Annotated in this window: 20 protein-coding genes and 1 pseudogene; 15 read left to right on the forward strand and 6 right to left on the reverse strand. The window is 46.9% G+C overall.

Annotated features, from left to right (window positions below; genetic code table 11):
* Positions 1 to 80 precede the first annotated feature (80 nt).
* From FQ015_RS07580 to FQ015_RS07595, 5 genes are read left to right on the forward strand one after another with little or no spacing between them, the layout of a single operon-like run.
* Positions 81 to 2,168, forward strand: a complete 2,088-nt coding sequence (locus FQ015_RS07580; RefSeq protein WP_237427016.1) for a DUF6493 family protein — start codon at positions 81 to 83, stop codon at positions 2,166 to 2,168.
* Positions 2,169 to 2,654, forward strand: a complete 486-nt coding sequence (locus FQ015_RS24705; RefSeq protein ID WP_237427018.1) for a DUF7825 domain-containing protein — start codon at positions 2,169 to 2,171, stop codon at positions 2,652 to 2,654.
* Positions 2,651 to 5,329, forward strand: coding sequence for a DUF6493 family protein (locus FQ015_RS07585; protein WP_202385077.1), 2,679 nt, complete (start codon positions 2,651 to 2,653; stop codon positions 5,327 to 5,329). Before FQ015_RS24705 ends, FQ015_RS07585 begins: the two co-directional genes overlap by 4 nt.
* A complete protein-coding gene (locus FQ015_RS07590; protein WP_160523917.1) occupies positions 5,330 to 6,673 on the forward strand; it encodes an SWIM zinc finger family protein in 1,344 nt (447 codons plus the stop codon). It abuts the gene before it with no gap.
* A gap of 45 nt (positions 6,674 to 6,718) precedes the next feature.
* Positions 6,719 to 7,465, forward strand: a complete 747-nt coding sequence (locus FQ015_RS07595) for a GntR family transcriptional regulator (RefSeq protein WP_000434034.1) — start codon at positions 6,719 to 6,721, stop codon at positions 7,463 to 7,465.
* Here the strand turns inward: FQ015_RS07595 and FQ015_RS07600 are convergent.
* From FQ015_RS07600 to FQ015_RS07610, 3 genes are read right to left on the reverse strand one after another with little or no spacing between them, the layout of a single operon-like run.
* Positions 7,439 to 8,404, reverse strand: a complete 966-nt coding sequence (locus FQ015_RS07600) for a carbohydrate kinase family protein (RefSeq protein ID WP_088541338.1) — start codon at positions 8,402 to 8,404, stop codon at positions 7,439 to 7,441. The genes FQ015_RS07595 and FQ015_RS07600 overlap by 27 nt on opposite strands.
* Positions 8,401 to 9,405 (reverse strand): ADP-ribosylglycohydrolase family protein, encoded by a 1,005-nt coding sequence (locus FQ015_RS07605; protein WP_160523918.1) that lies wholly within the window; start codon positions 9,403 to 9,405, stop codon positions 8,401 to 8,403. Before FQ015_RS07605 ends, FQ015_RS07600 begins: the two co-directional genes overlap by 4 nt.
* On the reverse strand, positions 9,402 to 10,679 hold the full coding sequence (locus tag FQ015_RS07610; RefSeq protein WP_088541340.1) for a nucleoside permease: 1,278 nt from the start codon (positions 10,677 to 10,679) through the stop codon (positions 9,402 to 9,404). Before FQ015_RS07610 ends, FQ015_RS07605 begins: the two co-directional genes overlap by 4 nt.
* A 256-nt stretch (positions 10,680 to 10,935) precedes the next feature.
* Here FQ015_RS07610 and fbaB point away from each other — a divergent pair, with 256 nt between their 5' ends.
* The 8 genes and pseudogenes from fbaB (at position 10,936) to FQ015_RS07650 (ending at position 18,553) form a co-directional block, all read left to right on the forward strand.
* The gene (fbaB, locus tag FQ015_RS07615; protein ID WP_000129551.1) at positions 10,936 to 11,988 is read left to right on the forward strand and encodes a class I fructose-bisphosphate aldolase; all 1,053 of its coding nucleotides are present in this window, start codon (positions 10,936 to 10,938) and stop codon (positions 11,986 to 11,988) included.
* Positions 11,989 to 12,304: 316 nt separating this feature from the next.
* Positions 12,305 to 13,159: a tagatose-bisphosphate aldolase subunit GatY gene (gene gatY, locus FQ015_RS07620; protein WP_160523919.1), complete on the forward strand. Its 855-nt coding sequence runs from the start codon at positions 12,305 to 12,307 to the stop codon at positions 13,157 to 13,159.
* A 28-nt stretch (positions 13,160 to 13,187) separates the two neighbouring features.
* A complete protein-coding gene (gene gatZ, locus FQ015_RS07625) occupies positions 13,188 to 14,450 on the forward strand; it encodes a tagatose-bisphosphate aldolase subunit GatZ (protein WP_160523920.1) in 1,263 nt (420 codons plus the stop codon).
* Positions 14,451 to 14,459: 9 nt separating this feature from the next.
* Positions 14,460 to 14,909, forward strand: coding sequence for a PTS galactitol transporter subunit IIA (gatA, locus tag FQ015_RS07630; RefSeq protein WP_160523921.1), 450 nt, complete (start codon positions 14,460 to 14,462; stop codon positions 14,907 to 14,909).
* A gap of 34 nt (positions 14,910 to 14,943) precedes the next feature.
* Positions 14,944 to 15,228, forward strand: a complete 285-nt coding sequence (gene gatB / locus FQ015_RS07635; RefSeq protein ID WP_000823264.1) for a PTS galactitol transporter subunit IIB — start codon at positions 14,944 to 14,946, stop codon at positions 15,226 to 15,228.
* A gap of 3 nt (positions 15,229 to 15,231) precedes the next feature.
* Positions 15,232 to 16,586: pseudogene (locus FQ015_RS07640) on the forward strand (PTS galactitol transporter subunit IIC).
* A 47-nt stretch (positions 16,587 to 16,633) separates the two neighbouring features.
* The gene (gene gatD / locus FQ015_RS07645) at positions 16,634 to 17,674 is read left to right on the forward strand and encodes a galactitol-1-phosphate 5-dehydrogenase (RefSeq protein ID WP_160523922.1); all 1,041 of its coding nucleotides are present in this window, start codon (positions 16,634 to 16,636) and stop codon (positions 17,672 to 17,674) included.
* 105 nt (positions 17,675 to 17,779) lie between these two features.
* Entirely contained in the window at positions 17,780 to 18,553 is a 774-nt protein-coding gene (locus FQ015_RS07650; RefSeq protein WP_202385078.1) for a DeoR/GlpR family DNA-binding transcription regulator, read from the forward strand.
* 81 nt (positions 18,554 to 18,634) lie between these two features.
* On the opposite strand, the gene yegS is transcribed toward FQ015_RS07650, so the two are convergent.
* Positions 18,635 to 19,534, reverse strand: coding sequence for a lipid kinase YegS (gene yegS, locus FQ015_RS07655; RefSeq protein WP_039021732.1), 900 nt, complete (start codon positions 19,532 to 19,534; stop codon positions 18,635 to 18,637).
* Positions 19,535 to 19,948: 414 nt separating this feature from the next.
* On the opposite strand from yegS, the gene FQ015_RS07660 reads away from it, so the two are divergent.
* The gene (locus FQ015_RS07660; protein ID WP_001353116.1) at positions 19,949 to 20,266 is read left to right on the forward strand and encodes a hypothetical protein; all 318 of its coding nucleotides are present in this window, start codon (positions 19,949 to 19,951) and stop codon (positions 20,264 to 20,266) included.
* Positions 20,267 to 20,779: 513 nt separating this feature from the next.
* On the opposite strand, the gene trhP is transcribed toward FQ015_RS07660, so the two are convergent.
* Entirely contained in the window at positions 20,780 to 22,141 is a 1,362-nt protein-coding gene (gene trhP, locus FQ015_RS07665; protein ID WP_000476037.1) for a prephenate-dependent tRNA uridine(34) hydroxylase TrhP, read from the reverse strand.
* A gap of 201 nt (positions 22,142 to 22,342) precedes the next feature.
* On the opposite strand from trhP, the gene FQ015_RS07670 reads away from it, so the two are divergent.
* Positions 22,343 to 22,948: a hypothetical protein gene (locus FQ015_RS07670; protein WP_039021731.1), complete on the forward strand. Its 606-nt coding sequence runs from the start codon at positions 22,343 to 22,345 to the stop codon at positions 22,946 to 22,948.
* 273 nt (positions 22,949 to 23,221) lie between these two features.
* Here the strand turns inward: FQ015_RS07670 and FQ015_RS24150 are convergent, their stop codons facing one another.
* Complete coding sequence (locus FQ015_RS24150) at positions 23,222 to 23,635, reverse strand: hypothetical protein (protein ID WP_237427020.1); 414 nt, start codon at positions 23,633 to 23,635, stop codon at positions 23,222 to 23,224.
* Positions 23,636 to 23,685: the final 50 nt, after the last annotated feature.

Raw genomic sequence — 23,685 nt, forward strand, 5'->3', positions numbered from 1 at the left:
AAAAATCAGAATTTCGGGGGCTGATAAAACAGGTGTTCAACCCGGTATCATGAATAATACTCCATGGAAGAGACTCGCCAATGATACCTGTCGAACTGATTCGCCAAAAAGATTATCCAGCCATTGTTGATTGGGGATTGTCATTAACCGAAAATGAGCGAATTATTGCCTTAAAGGAATTGCAGAACTTTGATTATATTTCACTTCGTCTGGGGGAATATGTTGACGATGCAATCCCTTTGACAAAAATCGTTTGTACGCGTAGTTATGCAGATCAAAAAATGTTTCCTGTTAGCTGGCCAGTGAAACATACGTTACTTCATGTGGTTAGCAGAAGTCGTTACCATGCTATACATGATGCGCTAATCACTTATTTTAATCACTGCCCTCCTGATTATCTGGATAGCGTGTTTGAGGATTGTTTGCGCGTTCCGCATACATACCCAGATATCCGTCTTATCTGGCGTTGGTTTCAGCAAGGCTGGATTACCTTCAACGAAGCAGCGTTTGCCAACGCGTTATTTCACGTTGAGATGTATACTCGCAACGTTCAGGATGAAATTATCTGGCTGCGGGAAAACCCTCAAATCATAGAAAAGATAATTTTACCTTTCACGCAATATGACGTCCCTGTGCTTTTGCTAAGTCACTTTCATCAGGCCGATAACACGCATCATTGTGGTGTCGTTACCGAATTTTGGGATGAAGTGTTTAAGCAACTGTTTGCTGAAAATCTTTTACCTCGCCAGCTCATTAAAGAACTGTTAGCTTCATTAACAAATAATTTTAAAAAAGGTCGCATTGACTGGCATATTCGTCTGATAAAGATGTTTAACCCACAAGAAGATGAATGGATTGATAATCAACAGTTATTATTTTCAGGGCTGAATGCCAGCAATAATTCAGTCGTCAATTTTGTTATTCAGACAATTCAAACATTTTACTCTCACCCTGAGTTCGACCATTCATCATTTATGCAGTGTTTTCCGGTAATTAGCGGACGAGAAAAATGCGATAAATCATTATTAATAGCACTTGATATTGCCGGTGATTTGGCAGAGCGATATCCACAATATCGTACAACACTGGCGCAAAACGTATCTGGAACCTTAATTCAGCGTAGCGAAAAGTTACAACTGCGCACAGCTGAATTAATGTTGAAATACCAATTGGCACAGGACGTTGCCGCGTTAGCTGAGCCATGGTTGGCGGGCTTAAAGCACAGTGTACTGGCACTGTTACAATGTGATTCACCGCTGGGCGAAAGTCATGTTATTCCCATGCTACAACATGAGCAGGTTATTGTTCCTGAAAACTGGGATGCGTTGTTGTTTCAAACTGGAAAAATGTTGGAAAATAAAGAAGCCCTGGACATTGAGCTTTTTTATGCCGGGATTATTGCTCTGCAAGATGAACTTCCTGATGGTTATAAAAAACAGTTACAACCGTACTATAAAAAATTACATAAAAAGTATCTCGGATCATCAATACTATATAGCCTGAAGGATTTTTTTCAGCAGTGGTTAAGTGATGAGTATGCATCAACGCCAGAGCGACATGAACGCCGCCTTCCGCATTTACAAAACCAAAACCAATTGGTACTGGCACGGTTGCGTGATAACTGCCACTTAAGTTTACTGGCAACACCAAGCCATACGCCGTTCTATGTTTCGCCACAAATCCTGGTGGAGAGATTGTTGGCCCACGAACGCGAGAATTATCCGGTTGATGTTGATGATTTAATTGTCGCCTGTAATCGTATTTTGCCAGGCGAGGTTACCGAAGAAGTGAAGCAACAGGCATTAATGTTAACCGGGAAATATGCCCGGGCGGTGCACTATATGTTGGGGATCACAGATGATATATCGGCAACAAATGACGAGTATTTACCACTCTGGACACAGATTACACGTACCCGAGATACAAACGGAGTATTCCCACAATATGAATCTATCGCCATCGCGCAGGCGAGTTGGCCTGGCATAGCCCAACCATTTACCTGTACGTATCGCATATTAATTGATAAGAATGAATATAAAACCTGGTACAGACTGGCATTAAATAACCGTGTGATTCATTGCTGGAAGAGAGATAGTCTTCACCATTATCCTGGTCATTATTACTATATGAGTCTGCGTCGAGATGAGTGTTGTCACTGGAAGGATTAATTGTATTATTTATCTCTGGTACCACATAACCCGGATTCATGGTTAAATCATTTTATTCCAGCGACGGCATCGGGAAACGAAGTTGATGGCTTTGAAGAATGCTTATATCCTCTACAATATTTGCTTGAAAACCAACTTCGAGTTCATCAGGCAGGTTGGATCTACATTGCAGTTTGTTTACTTTTTGAGAAAAAGATTAGCCGCGATTTGGCAGCAGAATATATACAATTGGCTATCCAGCATAACTTTGTAAACAGTCACTATCTGTCTGAATGTATTGCTTATTTACTTATGAATAAGTATGCGCCAGTTAATAGATTTATTGAATATCTTGATAACCACAATAGTGATCCCGCAGTACGAAAATTTCAAAAGCAAATTGTTGAGAATTGCATCACACTGGCTGGTGACAACGATCTTCCCATTAACTATAAAAAAATAATAGCTTACATGAATGAATTTACAACGCAAGGATGTGTGAAATGACCGATATTAAAGAACAGTACTGTAATATTATTGAGTCGGGAAATTCAGAGCAGTTGATGGCTTTCTTAAAAGAACTGGATGAAAAGTCTCGAAAAGACTTAGTTCCATTAATCAAGAAGGATGTAAAAAGATTAAGTAGTTTCAAGGAGATATCACGGAATACATGGGGGATTATTGGTAATAAAAATCAATTTAAAATGTTAAGTATTGCAATATTATGCTGTTACAATAAAAAAGACTTTAAAAGTATAAATTCTCGCATATTTAGAGATAATCAAGATTTGGATATGGCACTGGCGCTATTTTCTCCTGACTGGTTTACCGATTATGTCAATATTTTCGCAGATAAAGATGGTTGTCCTTTTAATTACGAGCAAATTAGTGACTGGATCGCGGCAGGTTATCTTTCTAATGTGTCGCCAATGCTTATCGTAAAAAAAATAATTCATAGTAAAATGCTACAGAAGCACTCATTCACTTTAGATGTTCATCTCTGGGAAATATTTAATTATCCTTGTAATATATCATGGGCTGAAAGTTGGCATCATACACAAGAGAAACCAGAAGACGCCGATGAACATAGATGGATATACTTGTTCAAAAAATACGTTCAACAAAAAAGGTTAGACAGAATGCGGGTTTTAAAAGAAAGCCTTCTTGCTGTCATTCGCGGATTCAATAAAAATCAAACTAACTGGTATGTGGACTTGTTGACTGCTCTGGAACCTGCTGAAAATGAATGTTTGCAACTACAAAATGAATTATTTTCAGTATTTCATTGCCCGCAAAACAAACCAATTTCCTATGTATTAAAAATTATTAACAGCCTTAGTGCAAATCCTGAATTTGATTATGATGCATTTATTAATCATCTGCCTCTCATTTTTTCCTCAACAATTAAGAGTACTTTGAATAGTACTTTAATACTGGCTGATAAACTGGCAAGTAAATATCCTGATAAACGAATGACAATTTGTTATAACCTCACCGGTGTCTTTATAAATAAAGATGCCAGCCTTCAGGAGAAAGCGGCAAAACTAATTGTTAAGTATGGCGATCCGACAGATGCTGAGTTGAGTGCACTGTTGGATAGTTATATTAATAATTTGCTTGCTGGCACTAAACAATTATTAACGGATTTTCTTGATAGCAAACCCCCGGTTGCTGATGAAGCGTTGCTATTGCACCCAGTTATATCATTAATTCGTGATGATAACCGTATCCCAGAAATTGAAAGCTGGGATGATTTTGTCTTCCTGGCAGGTAGAGCGTGTCTTAACCTGGAATCGTATCATTTTGACCTGTTTCCCGCAGCGTTGTTACGTTTTGCGCCTGAGATTAATAAAGATAATCTTAGTCAACTGGAGCCTGCTTTTGGTCTGGCGCTGAAAACATTGCAATCTGGTTCTTCATCAGTTGGCGCATTCGATCAAATCCTTGCAACATTTATCCTTGAGTTTGCTGGTTATTTACTTAATAAATTACCTAACGAAAATATACTTAAAAAGTATAATCAATATCTTGAATTAATTAATAATGAAAATAAGAACTTAAAACTTAACTGGGGGTTTCATGAGTGGCAAAAATCTACCAAAGCAAAATTTCAGCCATGGATTGATATATTAATAAATGTCCTGCATTCGTTACAAAAATCAAACCACCTGCCACTTCTTTCAACTCCGACGCATTTGCCGTGTTTTATTGATCCCTGTACTCTTGTGCAAAGGTTAAGAAAATATCAAAAGGTAACTCAGGTTCCTGATAATTTAGATTTACAACTTGCTATTCAACGTTGCGTGATACCTGAAAATGAAATTAATTTAGCCGGATTAAACCAAAATGATACTGCGCTATTAAAATATTTCTTCCATGGTGATGTGAAGTCACTTAAATGTGTTGAAAATGATGATTTAGCATTGTCAGCCATTATTACACGTAATACCAGTCACTATGATTTAGCGTCATTCGAATACGGTTTGATTTTGCTAAGCAAAAACAATTTACCTGCAAATATCATCTCTAATGAGTTTTCATGGTGCCTTGAGACAAAAACACAGACAGTACCTTATTCAAAGGAGATAGTTTCTTACAAACAATTGAACTTTGATATATCTCGATACTGGCAGCAGGAAAAGACCAGACTTTTTTATGCCTTTAGTTTTATGAAAACATCGAATGGTTGGGAAACAGATAAGCAACGACTGTTATTTTCTTTTCCCGCTGCTCACGATCTTTTTTTAGTGCGGTTTATCGAATACCACTTTAAAACAGAATATAACGAGCCACGTGACACGATCCACTTGTTGCAGGCAATGCTTGAATTGCCTTTGCCGCTAACACCCATGGGACATCTACTTACCGCTTTTTGCATGCTTCACGCCGACAAAACTGTCCGTGCTCTTGCTGGCGAACTATGGATTGAAAAACTGTGTTATCCACAAGGTGTGAATTCTGCCCATATCGGCGACATCCTTGGTCGGCTGGAAAAAGAGGGCTGGTCGCCACTCAAACGCTTTACCGATCTTGCCATGCAGGCGCTTATCAATATCAGTTCCCGCCACAATCAGGCATTACTTGAGATGATAAGTGCAATGGACAGCCATTTGAGCACGGTAAAAATCACCAATTACAAAAAGCTCAATGAGCTGCAACTCGAACTTACAAGGAAGTCATAAATGGAAGAGACACTCACTTATAGTTACAACATCCCATCCGCTTTGCACAAAACAAACGGAAAAGATGAATTACGCCTGGCGAAATACAGTGAGATCCAAAAGGCGTCTGACGCTCCCTGTTTTTTTGTCGGTCAGGTCAGGCAACCTTTTTTGATGGCGCGTTGTTTAATTGCCCTTTCCAACGTGGTGAAGTCGAGCTTTAACCTTTCGCCCGCGCAACTGGCGCTACTGAAAGATCCCATTGTCAGCGCAGGAAATGAGCGGGTGCGTTTTGAAGGATTTTCCCACTGTGCCGGGGTCTATGCGCGGCTTGATATTTTGCCCGATGGCTTAAACGGAGAGTTTTTACAAAGCGGCACGACCAATGTCGATTTTAACCAGCCTATGCTCTCGGCATTAGCAGGGGTAAGCAATAGTGAAGCTGTTACCTTATCCGTCGGTCAGAAATCGGTGGGGTTACATCTGGAAAATCACCAGGTTATTGAACGCAAAGTGCCACTTCCGGTGAAATGGATCAAAGGTCTGAGTAGCGTACAGGTCTACCTTGCTCAGTCGGCAAAAGGCCACCAGTTTACTAAAGTCCAGGCGCAGCAACTGTTTCGTTCCTTACCCAAAGGACAGGTGAAAACCGATTACTATTTACAGGTACGCGGTACGACGCCACAGTTTTCGCCAGTAAAATCAGTTAACGCGATTTGTATCGGCGGGCTGCATCGTCTGCGCTTACTGGAACCCTTGTTACCTTTTGTTGACTGCTTGCAAGTTTTTGCGCAACCGGATATGCAATCCACCACCTGGCAACTGTGGTTTGGCGATTTGCGTTTTACGCTTTCGTTATCTCGTGATTGCTGGCGTGGATTTTCTGGTGAGGGAGCGACGCTGGATGCGCTAAATGAAGGGATTGACGAGGGCTGGCTGACTATTTTTGACGAACAGGCACAGGCCAACCAGACTATTAGTCCGGCATTTTTTGCTTCAGGTGGCAGTCAGTGGCTGGGAAAAACCGACACACTGGCCGCGCAACTGGCGGCAATGGGATTACTGGGTTACGACCTTACCGATAATGCCTATTTTTATCGCCAGTTGCCGTTCAAACTCTCCCGCATAATGAGTCTGAATCCCCGTCTGAAAGGGGCTGAGAAATTACTGCAAGAGAACAAAGTTGAAATTATTAGCCAGCAGCCAGCCAGAACAGAGGCGCGAGTTGAAGGGAGTGGAGTACGGCATACCGTCATTCTCGATGCAAATGGTGAACGCTGTACCTGCGAATGGTTCAGTAAATATCAGGGACAAAGAGGGCCATGCAAACATGTTCTGGCGGTGAAGAAACTGCTAAGGCAATAGGTGCGTGATATACTCCCTCCAGACTCATCGCCTGGAAAAAGACAAATGGAACAAGCGCATACCCAGCTGATTGCCCAACTGAACGAACGTATTTTAGCGGCGGATAACACGCCGCTTTATATTAAGTTTGCCGAAACGGTGAAAAATGCCGTGCGCAGCGGGGTGCTGGAACATGGCAATATTTTACCCGGCGAGCGCGATTTAAGTCAGTTAACCGGCGTTTCGCGTATTACGGTGCGCAAGGCGATGCAGGCGCTGGAAGAAGAGGGCGTGGTGACACGTTCGCGCGGCTACGGCACGCAGATTAATAACATCTTTGAATACTCGTTAAAAGAAGCGCGAGGATTTTCTCAGCAGGTGGTGTTGCGCGGGAAAAAGCCCGATACGCTATGGGTTAACAAGCGAGTGGTTAAATGCCCTGAAGAGGTGGCGCAGCAATTGGCGGTCGAAGCGGGTAGTGATGTCTTTTTGCTTAAGCGTATTCGCTATGTTGATGAAGAAGCGGTCTCTATTGAGGAGTCGTGGGTTCCGGCGCATTTAATTCATGATGTTGATGCTATCGGAATCTCTCTTTATGACTACTTCCGCAGTCAGCATATTTTTCCAAAGCGTACCCGTTCCCGCGTTAGCGCCCGGATGCCGGATGCCGAGTTTCAGTCACATATTCAATTAGATAGTAAAATACCGGTGCTGGTGATCAAGCAAGTGGCGCTTGACCAACAGCAACGGCCTATTGAGTACAGCATCAGCCACTGTCGCAGTGATCTATACGTTTTTGTGTGTGAGGAGTAGTTCCTCGCGGGTTGGCGCGCAATCACCGCCGCGATGCCCGACAACCCACGACGCCACTGCATTGCCCAGCAATACGGCATCCGCCAGTGGCAAACCAGAGGCCAGTCCAGCTAATACGCCACCTGCATGACTGTCGCCCGCCCCAATGGTGTCTACAACTTGCGTTGGAAATGCTGGGATGCAGCCAGAAGCGTTATTGCTGAAATACCATGCGCCTTCTTTATCGAGACGAACGATCAACGGCGCGGCAAATTTCTCCTGCCATTGCTTGCCAAGTGTTGTTATCTCTGCTGATAAAGCAAAACGTTCGGCGGCAATCTCACCCTCCTGACGATTGAGTGACACTAAAGGTCGACAGGCCATGATTCGCGCCAGTAATGCATCCGGGATATCGCCAATACGTGGGCCAAAATCGATGAACGGCGTCACGTCTTGCAGACTCTCCAGCCATTCCACTAACAATTCACCGCAGGGCGAGGCCAGTTGATAACCGGAAAAATAGAGCAGGCTGCCAGGCGCAACGGTTAATCGCGCCAACCATTCGCGATTCCACTGATTTTCCACACCACTGAACGACATAAACGTGCGTTCACCATCAGGCTCAACCAGCGCCAGACACCAGCCGTTATCGCCTTCGGCGTTATCGATGAGGCTGATTAATCCTTCTTTCGCCATCCGGTTACGAATAATTTCCGCCCACACACCCTGGCCGAGCGGCAGGGCATTACCCGCTTCGATACCGAGGCGCTTTAACGCCACGGCAATATTCAATGCACAGCCGCCAACGTTAACGCTCTGCTGTTTCAGTTCGATATCGCACCCACGCCAGGGTAGGGCATAAGCGTCGGCGATCACATCAATGACCGCCGCGCCGACGACCATCACCGGCTGACGCGTGGTTAATTCAGGCAGCAGCGTGTGTAATCGAGCGCCGCTCATACCGCCTCCCGTTGTTGGCGATACTTCGCCAGCGCCGTGGCGTAATGATTAAAATCAAGCTGATTTACCGCATCCAGCTCCGTCTTAAACGCAGGATCGATAGCGTTAACGCCATGCAACGCGCCGCAAATCGCCGTCGCCATAGCGCCGATGGTGTCTGTGTCACCGCCAAGATTGGCGCACAGAATGGCGCAACGGTTCGGGTCGGTTTGTGCTAGTTCAACCAGCGCAATGGCGCACGGAACGGACTCAATAGTACTGGTACCTGCGCCAATGACCTGGTAAAGCTGTTCGCTGGCGGATTCGGTGCCGTCGGCATTGCGCACAATTTTCAGCGCAATCTCCAGGCGTGCCGCCAGTGAGGCGCTGAAGGTGGTGATGCGTTTTTGCTGTGCATGTCGCGCAATCGAGGGTAGAGAATCAACAATCGCTGACCAGCTTTCTCCGTCAATGGCACGGGAAATCGCCCATGCGATGACTACCGCACCTGCCACCGCCAGATCGGATTTATGGGTCGGGCTGGACGCCAGCGCCACATCATCAATAAAGGAATCAACATCGCGCGCCGGAAGCAAACAACCTAATGGCGAGACGCGCATCGCTGCGCCGTTAGTCACGCCATTGTTTTCCAGTTCAGCAACGGGTTTACCGTCGCGAATGGCGTTAAGCGCAATCTTCGAAGTTGGGCCAAGCACGTTTTTGTTAAAGGCGTTGAAACGCAGCGCCCAGTCGAGAATATTACGCCCAATCAGATCCGGATCGATCTTGCCTTCACGTTCCAGTAACGCATCCGCCAGACACAGCGCCATCGAGGTATCGTCGGTGAATTCGGCGCGGTTAAAATAACAGGCTGCGTTATTCTCCTTTGGCCCAGGCAGAAAACGGTCAATCCAGCCAAAGTGCGCTTTGACGCGACTGCGCGGCCAAAGCTCGGAGGGCATCCCCATCGCATCCCCTAACGCCTGCCCATAAAGAGCACCGAGAATACGTTCTGTTTTCATTTAACTTCCCCTTGTGTCAACGCAATATCGCGATCATCGACCTTGATAGCCGTAATTTCGTTGTCGGATTCGCGGAAAAAAATCATGAACAGCACGGCGATAATGGCAATCATCACCGCGCCGAAAGTCCACATCCCGGACCAGTTGAAAGTCAGTCCGTTTACCGGTTCCGGATAAGCGAACATCTTTTCCATCATCACACCGCCAAGACGATAGCCGAGCAAACTGCCGAAGCCCTGGCAGCAGAGCGTGATCAGCCCCTGCGCAGCGGTACGCATATGCACGGGGGCTTTTTTATCGACATAGATGTAAGCGGTAACGTAGTAAAAATCGTAACTTACTCCATGCAGCAAAATGCCGAGGAACAGTAACGCGTAGGTGAAATATTCATCCGCACTACCGTAAATAAAGAAGCCATAGCGGATCGCAGCGGTGACCAGACCAAGTAATAATACCTTTTTGATACCAAAGCGTTTGGTAAAAAACGGCAATGCCAGCATAAAGAAGATTTCAGAGAACTGGCCGAGCGTCATCCAGCCGGTGGCGTTTTTCATGCCGACTTCTGTCAGATAACCGTTGGCAAAGATGTAATAGAACGCCAGTGGCATCGCAAACAGGAATGAACAGAAGAAAAAGACGAGGAAGTTTTTATCGCGCAGCAGGATCAGCGCATCCAGGCCGAGCATGACTTTAATGTCCATTTTGCCGGTGCTTTTTGGCGGCGTGTCGGGCAGGAAAAACGCAAACACACCGAGCAGAGCAGAACTTCCGGCGGTAATCAGCAGCGGGATGTTGGTCGGAGAGATATCGTCATATCCCAGCATCTGAGGCAGGAATCCGCAGACCAGACCAGAGGCAATCCAGCCGATAGTCCCCAGTACACGAATGCGTGGGAAATCACGCTCCACATCCGGCACGTTGGCAAAAGCGATACTGTTAGTCAGCGCAATGGTCGGCATATAGGTTAGCGAGTAGGCCAGCAGTAACGGGAAGAACCCGGCAAAAGTGGTCTGTTGCGCAGCGAAATACATCAGCGCCGCACCAGCGAACATCAATACCGCCAGCACTTTCTGCGCCGAGAAAAAGCGGTCAGTGATGGAGCCAACCAGAATTGGCGACAGGATCGCCGCAATGGCGGTACAGGCATACGACCAGCCAATTTCTCCGGCACTAAAACCGCTTTTACTTAACCACAACCACAATGGCACAAACCACGCGCCCCAGATAAACCATTCAACAAACATCATGAACGACAGCTTTGCTGTTGTTTTCATCTTTTAATTCCTTCATGACAGGTAATGTAAGGTACGCGATGACAATACCATTTAATAATACCTTTTAAATACCTTTGCGGTGAAAACTTGACCGCGGTAACATTTTTTCTGATGAATCGAGCCAACAGAAAACGCTGAAAAAACATCCAAAAGATGGAAAAACTCGCCTGTAACGACCAGGATTATGATTGCCCGCAAAAGGCGGGCCAGGACAATCCATAGCCGATATCCAATCGGAATTTACGGGAGCATAGTAATGACAGATATTGCGCAGTTGCTTGGCAAAGACGCCGACAACCTTTTACAGCACCGTTGTATGACTATTCCTTCTGACCAGCTTTATCTCCCCGGACATGACTACGTAGACCGCGTGATGATTGACAATAATCGCCCGCCAGCGGTGTTACGTAATATGCAGACGTTGTACAACACTGGGCGTCTGGCTGGCACAGGATATCTTTCTATTCTGCCGGTTGACCAGGGCGTTGAGCACTCTGCCGGAGCTTCATTTGCCGCTAACCCGCTCTACTTTGATCCAAAAAACATTGTTGAACTGGCGATCGAAGCGGGTTGTAACTGTGTGGCGTCAACTTACGGGGTGCTGGCATCGGTATCGCGGCGTTACGCGCATCGCATTCCATTCCTTGTCAAACTTAATCACAACGAGACGCTAAGTTACCCGAACACTTACGATCAAACGCTGTATGCCAGCGTGGAGCAGGCGTTCAACATGGGCGCGGTGGCGGTTGGGGCGACTATCTATTTTGGCTCGGAAGAGTCACGTCGCCAGATTGAAGAAATTTCTGCGGCTTTTGAACGTGCGCACGAGCTGGGCATGGTGACCGTGCTGTGGGCCTATTTGCGTAACTCCGCCTTTAAGAAAGATGGCGTCGATTATCACGTTTCGGCTGACCTGACCGGCCAGGCTAACCATCTGGCGGCAACCATAGGCGCAGATATCGTCAAACAAAAAATGGCGGAAAATAACGGCGGCTATAAAGCGATTAATTACGGTTATACCGACGATCGCGTGTACAGCAAGTTGACCAGCGAAAACCCGATTGATCTGGTGCGTTATCAGTTAGCTAACTGCTATATGGGCCGGGCAGGGTTGATAAACTCCGGCGGTGCTGCAGGCGGTGAAACTGACCTCAGCGATGCAGTGCGTACTGCGGTCATCAACAAACGCGCTGGTGGAATGGGGCTGATTCTTGGACGTAAGGCGTTCAAAAAATCGATGGCTGACGGCGTGAAACTGATTAACGCCGTGCAGGACGTTTATCTCGATAGCAAAATTACTATCGCCTGATACGCCTCATACGAACAGCACTACCCCGTAGGGTGGATAAGGCGTTCACACCGCATCCGGCAACCTATGCCTGATGCGACGCTGAAGCGTCTTATCATGCCTACACAGCGCTGCCACGTATGCCGGATAAGGCGTTTACGTTGCATCCGGCATAAAAACACGCGCACTTCGTTACGGCTTCCCCCGGGAGGCCGTTTTTTTTTCCTGTCATTCTGATTAATTTTCATATTGTCGTTTTTGTGATCGTTATCTCGATATTTGAAAACAAATAATTTCATTATATTTTGAATTCGAAAATAAACGACAGGATGTGAAAATGTACGTGGTATCGACAAAGCAGATGCTGAACAACGCGCAGCGCGGCGGTTACGCTGTTCCGGCATTCAATATTCATAATCTCGAAACGATGCACGTGGTGGTGGAAACCGCTGCCAGCATGCATGCGCCGGTCATCATTGCCGGAACGCCCGGTACATTTACTCATGCTGGTACAGAAAATCTGGTGGCGCTGCTCAGCGCTATGGCGAAGCACTATCACCATCCATTGGCGATTCACCTCGACCATCACACGAAATTTGACGATATCGCTCAGAAAGTTCGTTCAGGTGTGCGCTCGGTAATGATCGACGCCTCGCATTTGCCTTATGCGCAAAATATTGCACGGGTAAAAGAGGTGGTGGATTTTTGCCATCGCTTTGATGTCAGCGTCGAAGCGGAGCTGGGGCAGCTTGGGGGCCAGGAAGATGATGTACAAGTCAATGAAGCTGATGCGTTGTATACCAACCCCATTCAGGCGCGTGAATTTGCCGAGACAACCGGGATTGATTCCCTGGCGGTCGCCATCGGCACGGCTCACGGTATGTATGCCAGCGCACCGGCGCTTGATTTTTCTCGACTGGAGAACATTCGCCAGTGGGTGAACTTACCGCTGGTGCTGCATGGCGCGTCAGGGTTATCGACTAAGGATATTCAGCAAACCATCAAACTGGGGATATGCAAAATCAACGTTGCAACGGAGCTGAAAAATGCATTCTCGCAGGCGTTAAAAAATTACCTGACCGAGCACCCTGAAGCGACTGACCCCCGGGATTATTTGCAGTCGGCTAAATCCGCAATGCGCGATGTGGTGAGCAAAGTGATTGCCGATTGTGGCTGCGAGGGCAGGGCATAACGCACCTGCCATTTAACAAGGAAAAAACATGAAAACGTTAATTGCCCGGCATAAAGCTGGTGAACATATCGGCATATGTTCAGTCTGTTCTGCCCATCCGTTGGTTATCGAAGCGGCGCTGGTATTCGATCACAACAGCACGCGCAAAGTGCTGATTGAAGCAACGTCAAACCAGGTCAATCAATTTGGCGGTTATACCGGAATGACACCGGCGGACTTTCGCGAATTTGTGTTTGCGATTGCCGATAAAGTCGGATTTGCTCGTGAGCGTATCATTCTCGGCGGCGACCATCTGGGACCGAACTGCTGGCAGCAAGAAAATGCGGATACGGCGATGGAAAAATCCGTCGAGCTGGTAAAAGCATATGTTCGAGCGGGGTTCAGTAAAATTCACCTTGATGCGTCAATGTCATGTGCGGGGGATCCAATACCATTAGCGCCAGAAACGGTTGCTGAACGTGCTGCCGTGCTTTGTCAGGCGGCGGAAAGTGTGGCGATAGATTACCAGCGTGAGCAACTGAGCTATGTCATTGGCACCGAAGTTCCGGTTCCGGGCGGTGAGGCCAGCGCCATTCAGTCAGTACACATTACCCGGGTTGAAGATGCCGCCAATACTTTACGTACGCATCAAAAGGCCTTTATTGCTCGTGGGCTGACAGAGGCGTTAACACGCGTGATTGCCATCGTGGTACAGCCGGGTGTGGAATTTGATCACAGCAATATTATCCATTATCAGCCGCAAGAAGCGCAGGCGCTGGCGCAATGGATAGAAAACACCCGAATGGTTTATGAAGCACATTCTACCGATTACCAGACCCGGACGGCTTATTGGGAATTAGTCCGCGATCACTTTGCAATATTGAAAGTCGGCCCCGCATTAACCTTTGCTTTACGCGAGGCGATATTTGCGCTGGCACAAATTGAACAGGAGCTTATCGGCCCCGAAAATCGTAGCAGTTGCCTGGCGGTGATTGAAGAAGTGATGCTCGACGAACCGCAGTACTGGAAGAAATATTATCGCCCGGGTTTTAACGATTCATTACTGGATATTCGTTACAGCCTGTCGGATCGTATTCGTTATTACTGGCCGCATAGTCGAATTAAAAATAGCGTTGAAACGATGATGGCGAATCTGGAAGACGTGGACATCCCACTGGGCATGATTAGTCAGTATCTACCCAAACAATTTGAACGCATACAGTTCGGGGAATTATCGGCAATACCGTATCAGTTGATTATGGATAAAATTTATGATGTTTTGCGTGCCTATCGCTACGGCTGTGCGGAATAAGGACGGTATATGACTAACCTGTTTGTTCGTAGCGGAATTTCTTTTGTCGATCGTAGCGAAGTTTTAACTCATATCGGTAATGAGATGATCGCGAAAGGTGTGGTTCATGAAACCTGGCCACAGGCATTAATTGCCAGAGAAGCAGAATTCCCCACCGGGATAATGCTTGAACAGCACGCCATTGCAATACCGCATTGTGAGGCGACTCATGCTAAGTCGTCAGCCATTTATCTGTTAAGACCGGCGAATAAAATAAAGTTTCAGCAAGCTGATGATGATAACGACGTGGCGGTGTCGTTGATTATCGCGCTGATTGTCGAAAATCCGCAGCAGCAACTGAAGCTTTTGCGGTGCTTATTTGGCAAGTTGCAGCAACCAGATATCGTTGAAACGCTAATCACCATTTCTGAATCGCAATTAAAGGAATATTTCACACAGCATATTTTAGATTCCGAATAACCAAAAACCTCTGTACCAATAAAAAGGATTGATTATGAAACGCAAGATAATTGTCGCTTGCGGAGGCGCGGTTGCGACCTCTACGATGGCGGCGGAAGAAATTAAAGAGTTGTGCCATAGCCATAATATCCCCGTTGAAGTAATCCAGTGTCGGGTTAATGAAATAGAAACCTATATGGATGGCGTACATCTTATTTGTACTACCGCCAGAGTTGACCGCAGTTTTGGCGATATTCCGTTAGTTCACGGCATGCCTTTTGTTTCTGGTGTCGGTATCGAAGCATTACAAAATAAAATTCTGACTATCTTACAGGGGTGACCTATGTTTTCAGAAGTCATGCGTTATATTCTCGACCTCGGCCCTACGGTCATGTTGCCGATTGTCATCATTATTTTTTCTAAGATATTAGGCATGAAGGCAGGCGATTGCTTTAAAGCGGGTCTGCATATCGGGATTGGCTTTGTTGGTATCGGCCTTGTGATTGGCTTAATGCTGGATTCCATTGGCCCGGCGGCGAAAGCGATGGCGGAAAATTTCGACCTGAATCTGCATGTGGTCGATGTCGGCTGGCCGGGCTCTTCACCAATGACCTGGGCGTCGCAAATTGCGCTGGTGGCGATTCCGATTGCGATTCTGGTTAACGTGGCGATGCTACTGACCCGTATGACGCGGGTGGTAAATGTTGATATATGGAATATCTGGCATATGACCTTCACCGGCGCATTGCTGCATCTGGCAACCGGTTCATGGATGATAGGGATGGCGGGTGTGGTAATTCACGCGGCGTTTGTTTATAAGCTCGGCGACTGGTTTGCCCGCGATACCCGAAATTTCTTTGAGCTGGAAGGCATTGCTATTCCGCACGGTACGTCGGCGTATCTGGGGCCAATTGCGGTGCTGGTGGATGCTATCATCGAGAAAATCCCAGGCGTTAACCGTATTAAATTTAGCGCCGACGATATTCAGCGCAAATTTGGCCCATTTGGCGAGCCCGTCACCGTGGGTTTTGTGATGGGGCTGATTATCGGCATTCTCGCGGGGTACGATGTCAAAGGTGTATTGCAGCTGGCGGTAAAAACGGCGGCAGTTATGCTGCTGATGCCACGGGTGATTAAACCCATCATGGATGGTTTAACGCCCATCGCTAAGCAGGCCCGTAGTCGTTTACAGGCGAAGTTCGGCGGTCAGGAGTTCCTGATTGGCCTTGATCCGGCGTTGCTGCTGGGGCATACGGCGGTGGTATCGGCAAGCCTGATTTTTATCCCGCTCACCATTTTAATTGCTGTTTGTGTTCCGGGTAATCAGGTACTGCCGTTTGGCGACCTTGCCACCATCGGCTTCTTTGTTGCGATGGCAGTTGCCGTGCATCGTGGAAATCTGTTCCGCACCTTAATCTCGGGTGTCATCATTATGAGCATCACCCTGTGGATCGCGACGCAAACTATTGGTTTGCACACCCAACTGGCGGCTAATGCTGGGGCGTTAAAAGCCGGGGCATGGTGGCTTCAATGGATCAGGGCGGTTCTCCCATTACCTGGTTACTGATTCAGGTTTTCTCCCCGCAAAATATTCCCGGTTTCATTATTATCGGTGCCATTTATCTTACCGGTATTTTCATGACCTGGCGTAGAGCGCGTGGTTTTATTAAACAAGAGAAAGCCGCTCTCGCAGAATAATTTTTGTCTGAGGGGGAGAATATCCCCCTTAACAATCAGGAGTTTTTATGAAATCAGTTGTTAATGATACTGATGGTATCGTGCGCGTTGAAGAACGAGTCATGCCTGAAATCATCCATCGGGACGAGGTACGGGTAAAAATTGCCAGCTCGGGGATATGTGGTTCCGACTTGCCCAGAATATTTAAAAATGGTGCACATTATTATCCAATAACGTTAGGCCATGAATTTAGCGGCTATATTGATGCGGTGGGACCCGGTGTTGATGACTTACACCCTGGCGATGCGGTTGCCTGTGTGCCGTTATTACCCTGTTTTACTTGTCCAGAGTGTCTGAAAGGGTTTTATTCCCAGTGCGCAAAATATGATTTTATTGGCTCACGGCGTGATGGTGGGTTTGCCGAATATATTGTCGTTAAGCGGAAAAATGTCTTTGCTCTACCTGCGCATATGCCTATTGAGGATGGGGCTTTTATTGAACCGATTACCGTTGGCCTGCATGCTTTCCATTTAGCGCAAGGTTGTGAGAATAAAAACGTTATTATTATTGGTGCCGGAACCATTGGCCTGCTGGCCATTCAGTGCGCTGTCGCGCTGGGAGCAAAGAGTGTGACGGCTATCGACATTAGCTCAGAAAAACTGGCACTAGCAAAATCTTTCGGTGCGATGCAAACATTTAACAGCCTTGAAATGAGCGCGCCGCAAATGCAGGGCGTTTTACGCGAGCTGCGCTTTAATCAGCTTATCCTCGAGACGGCTGGAGTCCCGCAAACCGTCGAACTGGCGGTAGAGATTGCCGGGCCTCATGCCCAGCTGGCGCTGGTGGGCACGTTGCATCAGGATCTGCATTTAACATCGACAACGTTTGGCAAAATATTACGTAAAGAGCTGACGGTTATCGGCAGTTGGATGAACTATTCCAGCCCTTGGCCGGGGCAGGAGTGGGAAACGGCGAGCCGGTTGCTGACAGAACGTAAGTTAAGCCTGGAGCCATTAATCGCTCACCGTGGAAGCTTTGAAAGCTTCGCCCAGGCGGTGCGTGACATCGCTCGTAATGCTATGCCGGGCAAAGTGTTGCTTATTCCCTGAAACCGCGGGCCAGCGTGATGCTGGCCCGGTATTGTGCAAAACAGATCATTCACCAATGGTCCCCCTTCGTTTACACTAGCCACAATTGAATATGGGTAAATGACGATGAATTCATTCGAGCGAAGGAATAAGATCATCCAATTAGTGAATGAACAGGGAACCGTGCTTGTTCAGGATCTGGCGGGAGTATTTGCTGCCTCGGAAGCGACAATCCGTGCCGATTTGCGCTTTCTCGAACAAAAAGGCGTGGTTACGCGCTTTCATGGCGGTGCGGCGAAAATAATGTCCGGAAATAGTGAAACCGAGACCCAGGAAGTCGGGTTTAAAGAGCGATTTCAGCTCGCCAGCGCGCCGAAAAACAGAATTGCGCAGGCGGCAGTCAAAATGATCCACGAAGGGATGACCGTTATTCTCGACAGCGGAAGTACGACAATGCTTATCGCCGAAGGTTTAATGACCGCCAAAAATATCACGGTGATTACCAACAGTCTCCCGGCGGCGTTTGCCCTTTCCGAAAATAAAGACATTACTCTGGTCGTCTGTGGTGGCACGGTCCGCCATAAAACGCGCTCGATGCATGGCTCCATTGCCGAGCGTTCATTGCAGGATATTAATGCCGATTTAATGTTTGTCGGTGCTGATGGTATTGATGCGGTTAATGGTATTACGACCTTTAATGAAGGTTATTCGATTAGCGGTGCGATGGTCACAGCCGCTAATAAAGTGATTGCCGTTCTCGACTCAACGAAATTTAACCGTCGCGGTTTTAATCAGGTACTACCGATTGAAAAAATTGACATTATTATTACTGATGATGCCATTTCAGAGGTGGATAAACTGGCATTGCAGAAAACACGGGTGAAATTAATTACGGTGTAGCATTGTTCTTTATGCCGGATAAGGTGTGTACACCGAATCCGGCATCACTGATACTCCCTGAATTAAGAAAGGGAAATTTGATTAACGCAATAATGGACAATCCGGTGGTAATCGACAACGCAACGCCGCCGGAAGTATTTCAATATGAAAGTTTTGCCCACTCAACGGTTCGCCATCAAGATTAAAGGTAATTTCGTGTGGCGCTTGTATATCGAACCACGCCGAAGCACCTTCGATAATATTCGGGTTATCTTCGTCAGATTTTAAGGTTGATACGAGAGCCGGAAGAATTTCATCTCCGGTGAAAATGCGCAGTTGCAGTAAGCCGTCGTTAATTAATGCGTTCGGGCACAATTGCTGACCGCCACCTGCCTGACGGCCGTTACCAATACCAATGACTAGTGCGTCACCTTGCCAGTGAAAGTTGTCACCGCGGATTTCACAACGGTCCGGTTGCAGTGTATCCATGCGCATTAAGCCGTGAATGATGTAAGAGACGCCACCCAGCGCTGCTTTTAATTTTTCCGGCGTTTCTGTGGTAATACGTGTCCCAAACCCACCCGTTGCCATATTAATAAAACAGGTTTTTTTGTTGACCTGCGCCATATCAATCGCAATAGCATCACCAGCAATTGCTAGTTTCAGCGCCTTATCCAGTGCCTCAGGTATACCCACGCTGGTCGCGAAATCGTTCGCTGTACCTAGTGGCAAAATCCCCAGCGCGGGTATGTCATCGCCCTCACACTGAATCAGCGCCGAGGAAACTTCATTAATAGTGCCATCGCCGCCACCGGCAATTACCGTTGCGACGCCCAGCTTCCGGGCCTCTTCTACAAATCGGGCGGCATCGCCTTTCTCCCAGGTGACCCGCACATGGATCGTCATTCCTTCCTCGCGCAACAGCATAATTGCTTCGCGCAAGGGTTGATTGTCAGTACTTTTGCCGTTAAGAATCAGTAAGCTGGCGGGAAATTCTGCCATAATCGTATGCCTTTATGATTGGTCTGTAGATAGTGTAGAGCAGAAAAGAAAAGGCGGAGTCAGAACAGGATGAAAATCGGAGGATAAAAAATCAGTTCAAGGATGGGGGATTCAGTGGTTACCACCAGGAGCTTGCAATGGGGACAGTGAATGTTAACGGTAGCCACCGATAAATTTCAAAAAAGAACATATACCTAATATTCAACTAAACAGTGGCATCTTCAATATCTTATTCTAAATATATTAAAGCCCTCATGGGGGGTACCTGGGAAGGGCCTTCATGTTTGTAATTCCTACTTATGTAGGAAATGTTGTACAGAACATTTATTATAATCCTATTCAATTATAATAATCATGCCATTATTATATTTAAACACCAGAGCGTGTCGTTGATATTTAATGGGGGAAGGTGAGATGAAAAAGACAGCTGCTATATCATTAATTAGTGTTTTTCTTATGTCTGGTTGTGCTGTGCATAATGATGAGACAAGTATCGGTAAATTCGGTCTTGCCTATAAAAGTAATATCCAGCGTAAACTCGATAACCAATACTACACTGAAGCCGAAGCATCTTTAGCCAGGGGCAGAATATCTGGTGCGGAAAATATAGTGAAAAATGATGCAGCTAATTTCTGTGTTACTCAGGGCAAAAAAATGCAGATAGTTAACCTGAAGACTGAAGGAGCAGGATTACATGGCGTCGCGCGTCTGACATTCAAATGTGGAGAGTGAGAATAGATTCAAGACTACCATGGACATATTCATTTTTATCTCTGATGGGATATTCTTCAACACCATTATTGAATGTGAGTAATAATGACAAACAGGTAGATGAAACTAAAGCAGAAATTTTATTTTTATGCAGCCATCAGAAAATGATGTCAAAAATATTCCAATGCTATAAGTTCATTTTTTTGTAAGCGTCAAACATGCGCGTTCTGATTGTGCGTAGCCGGAACCTGTACGAGCACGATGCCGTTAAGTGAAAGGCATCGTGCTATGAAGGGGAATTCTATCGATGTGGTCAATGGAAGACGGTCACCTGGGATCAATCCGTCTCTATGGTTTATGCATAAAAAATAAGCCCGTGTAAGGGAGATTACACAGGCTAAGGAGGTGGTTCCTGGTACAGCTAGCATTTTATGGGTTATGTTTTTCAGCGAAACGGATGATAACCTTAATAAATGCAGCTGTATGTGATCGGTTTCTAAGAATTTTCCATCCGGGAAAAATAATCGAAATTAATCACTTACCGTGGGGGTTACGCGTGGTTTCCCCGGAGAAATTACGCATCAGCAGCGCATAATTCAGTTCGAGATCCTGCGGTACCGGGATCCACACAGTATAACCATCGCCTGGTGCGACCGGCATAGCTTCACCTTTGGCGTTTTCCATATGCTCAAGGGTAAAGTTAATGTTGCCTTGCGGCGTCATCAGCTCAAGGCTGTCGCCAACGGAGAATTTATTTTTCACCGCTACCGCCGCGAGGTCCCCCTTGCGCTCACCGGTAAACTCACCAACAAACTGCTGGCGGTCAGAAACCGAATAACCGTATTCGTAGTTCTGATAATCGTCGTGAGTATGACGACGCAGGAAACCTTCGGTATAGCCACGATGCGCCAGACCTTCCAGAGTTTCCAGCAGGCTGGTATCGAACGGTTTGCCCGCAGCGGCATCATCGATAGCTTTACGATAAACCTGTGCGGTGCGTGCGCAATAGTAGAAAGATTTGGTACGGCCTTCGATTTTCAGCGAATGCACGCCCATTTTGGTCAGGCGTTCTACATGGGCGATGGCGCGCAGATCTTTCGAGTTCATGATGTAAGTGCCGTGCTCATCTTCAAACGCGGTCATATACTCGCCCGGACGCTGGGCTTCTTCGATCATAAACACTTTGTCGGTTGGCGCGCCGATACCCAGCGTCGGCTCAACATTTTGCACCGGAATCGGCTCGTACTTGTGCACGATGTTGCCAACGTCATCTTCTTTCCCTTCCTGGACGTTGTACTCCCAGCGGCAGGCGTTGGTGCAGGTGCCCTGGTTCGGGTCGCGCTTGTTGATATAGCCAGAGAGCAGGCAGCGACCGGAGTAGGCCATGCACAGCGCGCCGTGAACGAAGATCTCTACCTCCATATCCGGCACCTGATTGCGGATCTCTTCAATCTCTTCCAGCGACAGCTCGCGAGAGAGGATCACGCGGGTCAGGCCCATTTGCTGCCAGAATTTCACCGTCGCCCAGTTCACGGCGTTAGCCTGTACCGAGAGATGGATCGGCATTTCAGGGAAGTGCTCACGCACCAGCATAATCAGCCCTGGATCGGACATAATCAGCGCATCCGGCCCCATTTCAACCACCGGTTTCAGGTCACGGATAAAGGTTTTCAGCTTGGCATTGTGCGGTGCAATGTTGACCACGACATAAAACTTTTTCCCCAACGCATGGGCTTCGTTAATGCCGAGCTGGAGATTTTCGTGGTTGAATTCGTTGTTGCGCACACGCAGGGAGTAACGCGGCTGGCCCGCATAAACAGCATCTGCGCCATAAGCGAAAGCGTAACGCATATTTTTCAGCGTTCCCGCCGGGGAAAGGAGTTCCGGTTTAAACATAATTCTCTCGTTCTGATGACAGGTCAGATCCGCTTCACCTGATGAAGCGGTTAGGGGAGTGCCCCCACTTTAAGGGCGGGCATTGTAGCGCAATCGGCGGGGTTGGCTCCAGTGTAATTGTGATGAGCTTTTCGATGCCTGGCGTACAATTGACATCAGAATTGAGTATATTTACGACTGTGAATGCTGAGGAGTTAAAACATGTGGATGTTAAAGAAGGGAATCACGCTGGCTCTGTTGGTTCTGTTTTCTCTGCCCGCTACTGCCGGTCTTTCGCTGGAGGAGACTGCTCGCAAGGTGATTATCGGCTTTCAGCAAGAAGATGCTCAATTAATCAACTCGTTAATTGATAAAAAAACGGGGTTGTATGTTCTCTTCCAGCGTGGCGCTTCGATGGATGTCGAAAATTTTAAGTCAATTGATTTTAAAACGCCTGTTCCCGAGTATTTACTGTGGCCTTCGGCATGGGAACATATTCCGCGAGATGAAGAGTTTGATAAGAAAACTATCCCGGAATTTGACTGTGAACGTGGCTGGAATAAGCACGGATATTTTATTAGCAGCAGCGATACACACCATAAAGTCAGCCGTAATTTGGTCTTCACGCAGATGTTTGGTTCACCGCGAAACACTATTTCTGATGCGCAGATTGCCGCAGCGCGTCGAATGGAGTACGGGGCCGTGCGTGTGGTCGCTGCGCCAGAAGGGGGGAGCGATGGACTGGTATTTTATTTAAGTCAACTTTACGGTTATGACCGTGACTGGTATCTGACGGTGGTGGATCAGATTGGTGATTGTGGGGCGTGATAAAGATTTATCCGCCCGCAAGCAGTGATGTTATTTGAAGGGAATGCAACCCCATAATCTGTTGTGAAGTTCCGGATTGCAGGTAAAAAGCGCCTGAAGTTGCTGACGCTGAGGAGCATTTGGTTGAATGTCCGAAAGATTGAATTTGCGTTGCCATATTGCGAGCTGTTTACCTGCAAATTCTTCAGTTAGCTTGTGTTGCGATTGCAGCAGAAGAATTAAACCGTCCCATTTGTTCAAACTATGATAAAGCCGACAATATGCGCAAGCATGTTAAACTGACGGTGCGTTTTCCTGCAACTGCCGTATTTCCTCGAACGTGAGCGGAACGCGACACCATACACAGATGTTAACCATTAATCGCAGCCCGGTAGCGTCCGGGTTTGCCAGTGTGCTGAGAATAGTCTTTTTGACATCGCCATCAGGATTATCTTTTGCAAGAATGTGCATTGCGGCTAAACGCAGTGGGAATACATTCTGAGATAATCCCCATTCTGCCAGTTTTAAAATATTGGCATCATGAATGGAGTCCAGACCATATAAAGCAGCCCGGCGCTGTGAGGGAGTATATTCAGTTGAGGTGACAACATGACGCCAGAATTGCGCAACATCCATGACGTCATTAAGCATGTTTTTAGCGCGTAGACGGATCAACGTATTGTTATCCAGCAGTAATGCGCTGTTCAACGCCGGAGGAATTTCTATAGCTCGATCAGTAAGACTAAACAACGTTGCTT

This window comes from Escherichia sp. HH26CH, from assembly GCF_009820205.1.
Classification (GTDB): Bacteria; Pseudomonadota; Gammaproteobacteria; order Enterobacterales; family Enterobacteriaceae; genus Escherichia; species Escherichia coli_F.

What these genes read in the sequence shown, in the direction of transcription:
- yegS (WP_039021732.1), bottom strand. Translation starts at nt 19,534, where the DNA reads ATGGCAGAATTTCCCGCCAGCTTACTGATTCTTAACGGCAAAAGTACT.
- gatD (WP_160523922.1), top strand. Translation starts at nt 16,634, where the DNA reads ATGAAATCAGTTGTTAATGATACTGATGGTATCGTGCGCGTTGAAGAA.
- FQ015_RS07670 (WP_039021731.1), top strand. Translation starts at nt 22,343, where the DNA reads ATGTGGATGTTAAAGAAGGGAATCACGCTGGCTCTGTTGGTTCTGTTT.
- gatY (WP_160523919.1), top strand. Translation starts at nt 12,305, where the DNA reads ATGTACGTGGTATCGACAAAGCAGATGCTGAACAACGCGCAGCGCGGC.
- FQ015_RS07610 (WP_088541340.1), bottom strand. Translation starts at nt 10,679, where the DNA reads ATGAAAACAACAGCAAAGCTGTCGTTCATGATGTTTGTTGAATGGTTT.
- FQ015_RS07650 (WP_202385078.1), top strand. Translation starts at nt 17,780, where the DNA reads ATGAATTCATTCGAGCGAAGGAATAAGATCATCCAATTAGTGAATGAA.
- FQ015_RS07580 (WP_237427016.1), top strand. Translation starts at nt 81, where the DNA reads ATGATACCTGTCGAACTGATTCGCCAAAAAGATTATCCAGCCATTGTT.
- FQ015_RS07660 (WP_001353116.1), top strand. Translation starts at nt 19,949, where the DNA reads ATGAAAAAGACAGCTGCTATATCATTAATTAGTGTTTTTCTTATGTCT.
- FQ015_RS07595 (WP_000434034.1), top strand. Translation starts at nt 6,719, where the DNA reads ATGGAACAAGCGCATACCCAGCTGATTGCCCAACTGAACGAACGTATT.
- FQ015_RS07605 (WP_160523918.1), bottom strand. Translation starts at nt 9,405, where the DNA reads ATGAAAACAGAACGTATTCTCGGTGCTCTTTATGGGCAGGCGTTAGGG.
- FQ015_RS07600 (WP_088541338.1), bottom strand. Translation starts at nt 8,404, where the DNA reads ATGAGCGGCGCTCGATTACACACGCTGCTGCCTGAATTAACCACGCGT.
- fbaB (WP_000129551.1), top strand. Translation starts at nt 10,936, where the DNA reads ATGACAGATATTGCGCAGTTGCTTGGCAAAGACGCCGACAACCTTTTA.
- gatZ (WP_160523920.1), top strand. Translation starts at nt 13,188, where the DNA reads ATGAAAACGTTAATTGCCCGGCATAAAGCTGGTGAACATATCGGCATA.
- gatB (WP_000823264.1), top strand. Translation starts at nt 14,944, where the DNA reads ATGAAACGCAAGATAATTGTCGCTTGCGGAGGCGCGGTTGCGACCTCT.
- trhP (WP_000476037.1), bottom strand. Translation starts at nt 22,141, where the DNA reads ATGTTTAAACCGGAACTCCTTTCCCCGGCGGGAACGCTGAAAAATATG.
- FQ015_RS07585 (WP_202385077.1), top strand. Translation starts at nt 2,651, where the DNA reads ATGACCGATATTAAAGAACAGTACTGTAATATTATTGAGTCGGGAAAT.
- FQ015_RS07590 (WP_160523917.1), top strand. Translation starts at nt 5,330, where the DNA reads ATGGAAGAGACACTCACTTATAGTTACAACATCCCATCCGCTTTGCAC.
- gatA (WP_160523921.1), top strand. Translation starts at nt 14,460, where the DNA reads ATGACTAACCTGTTTGTTCGTAGCGGAATTTCTTTTGTCGATCGTAGC.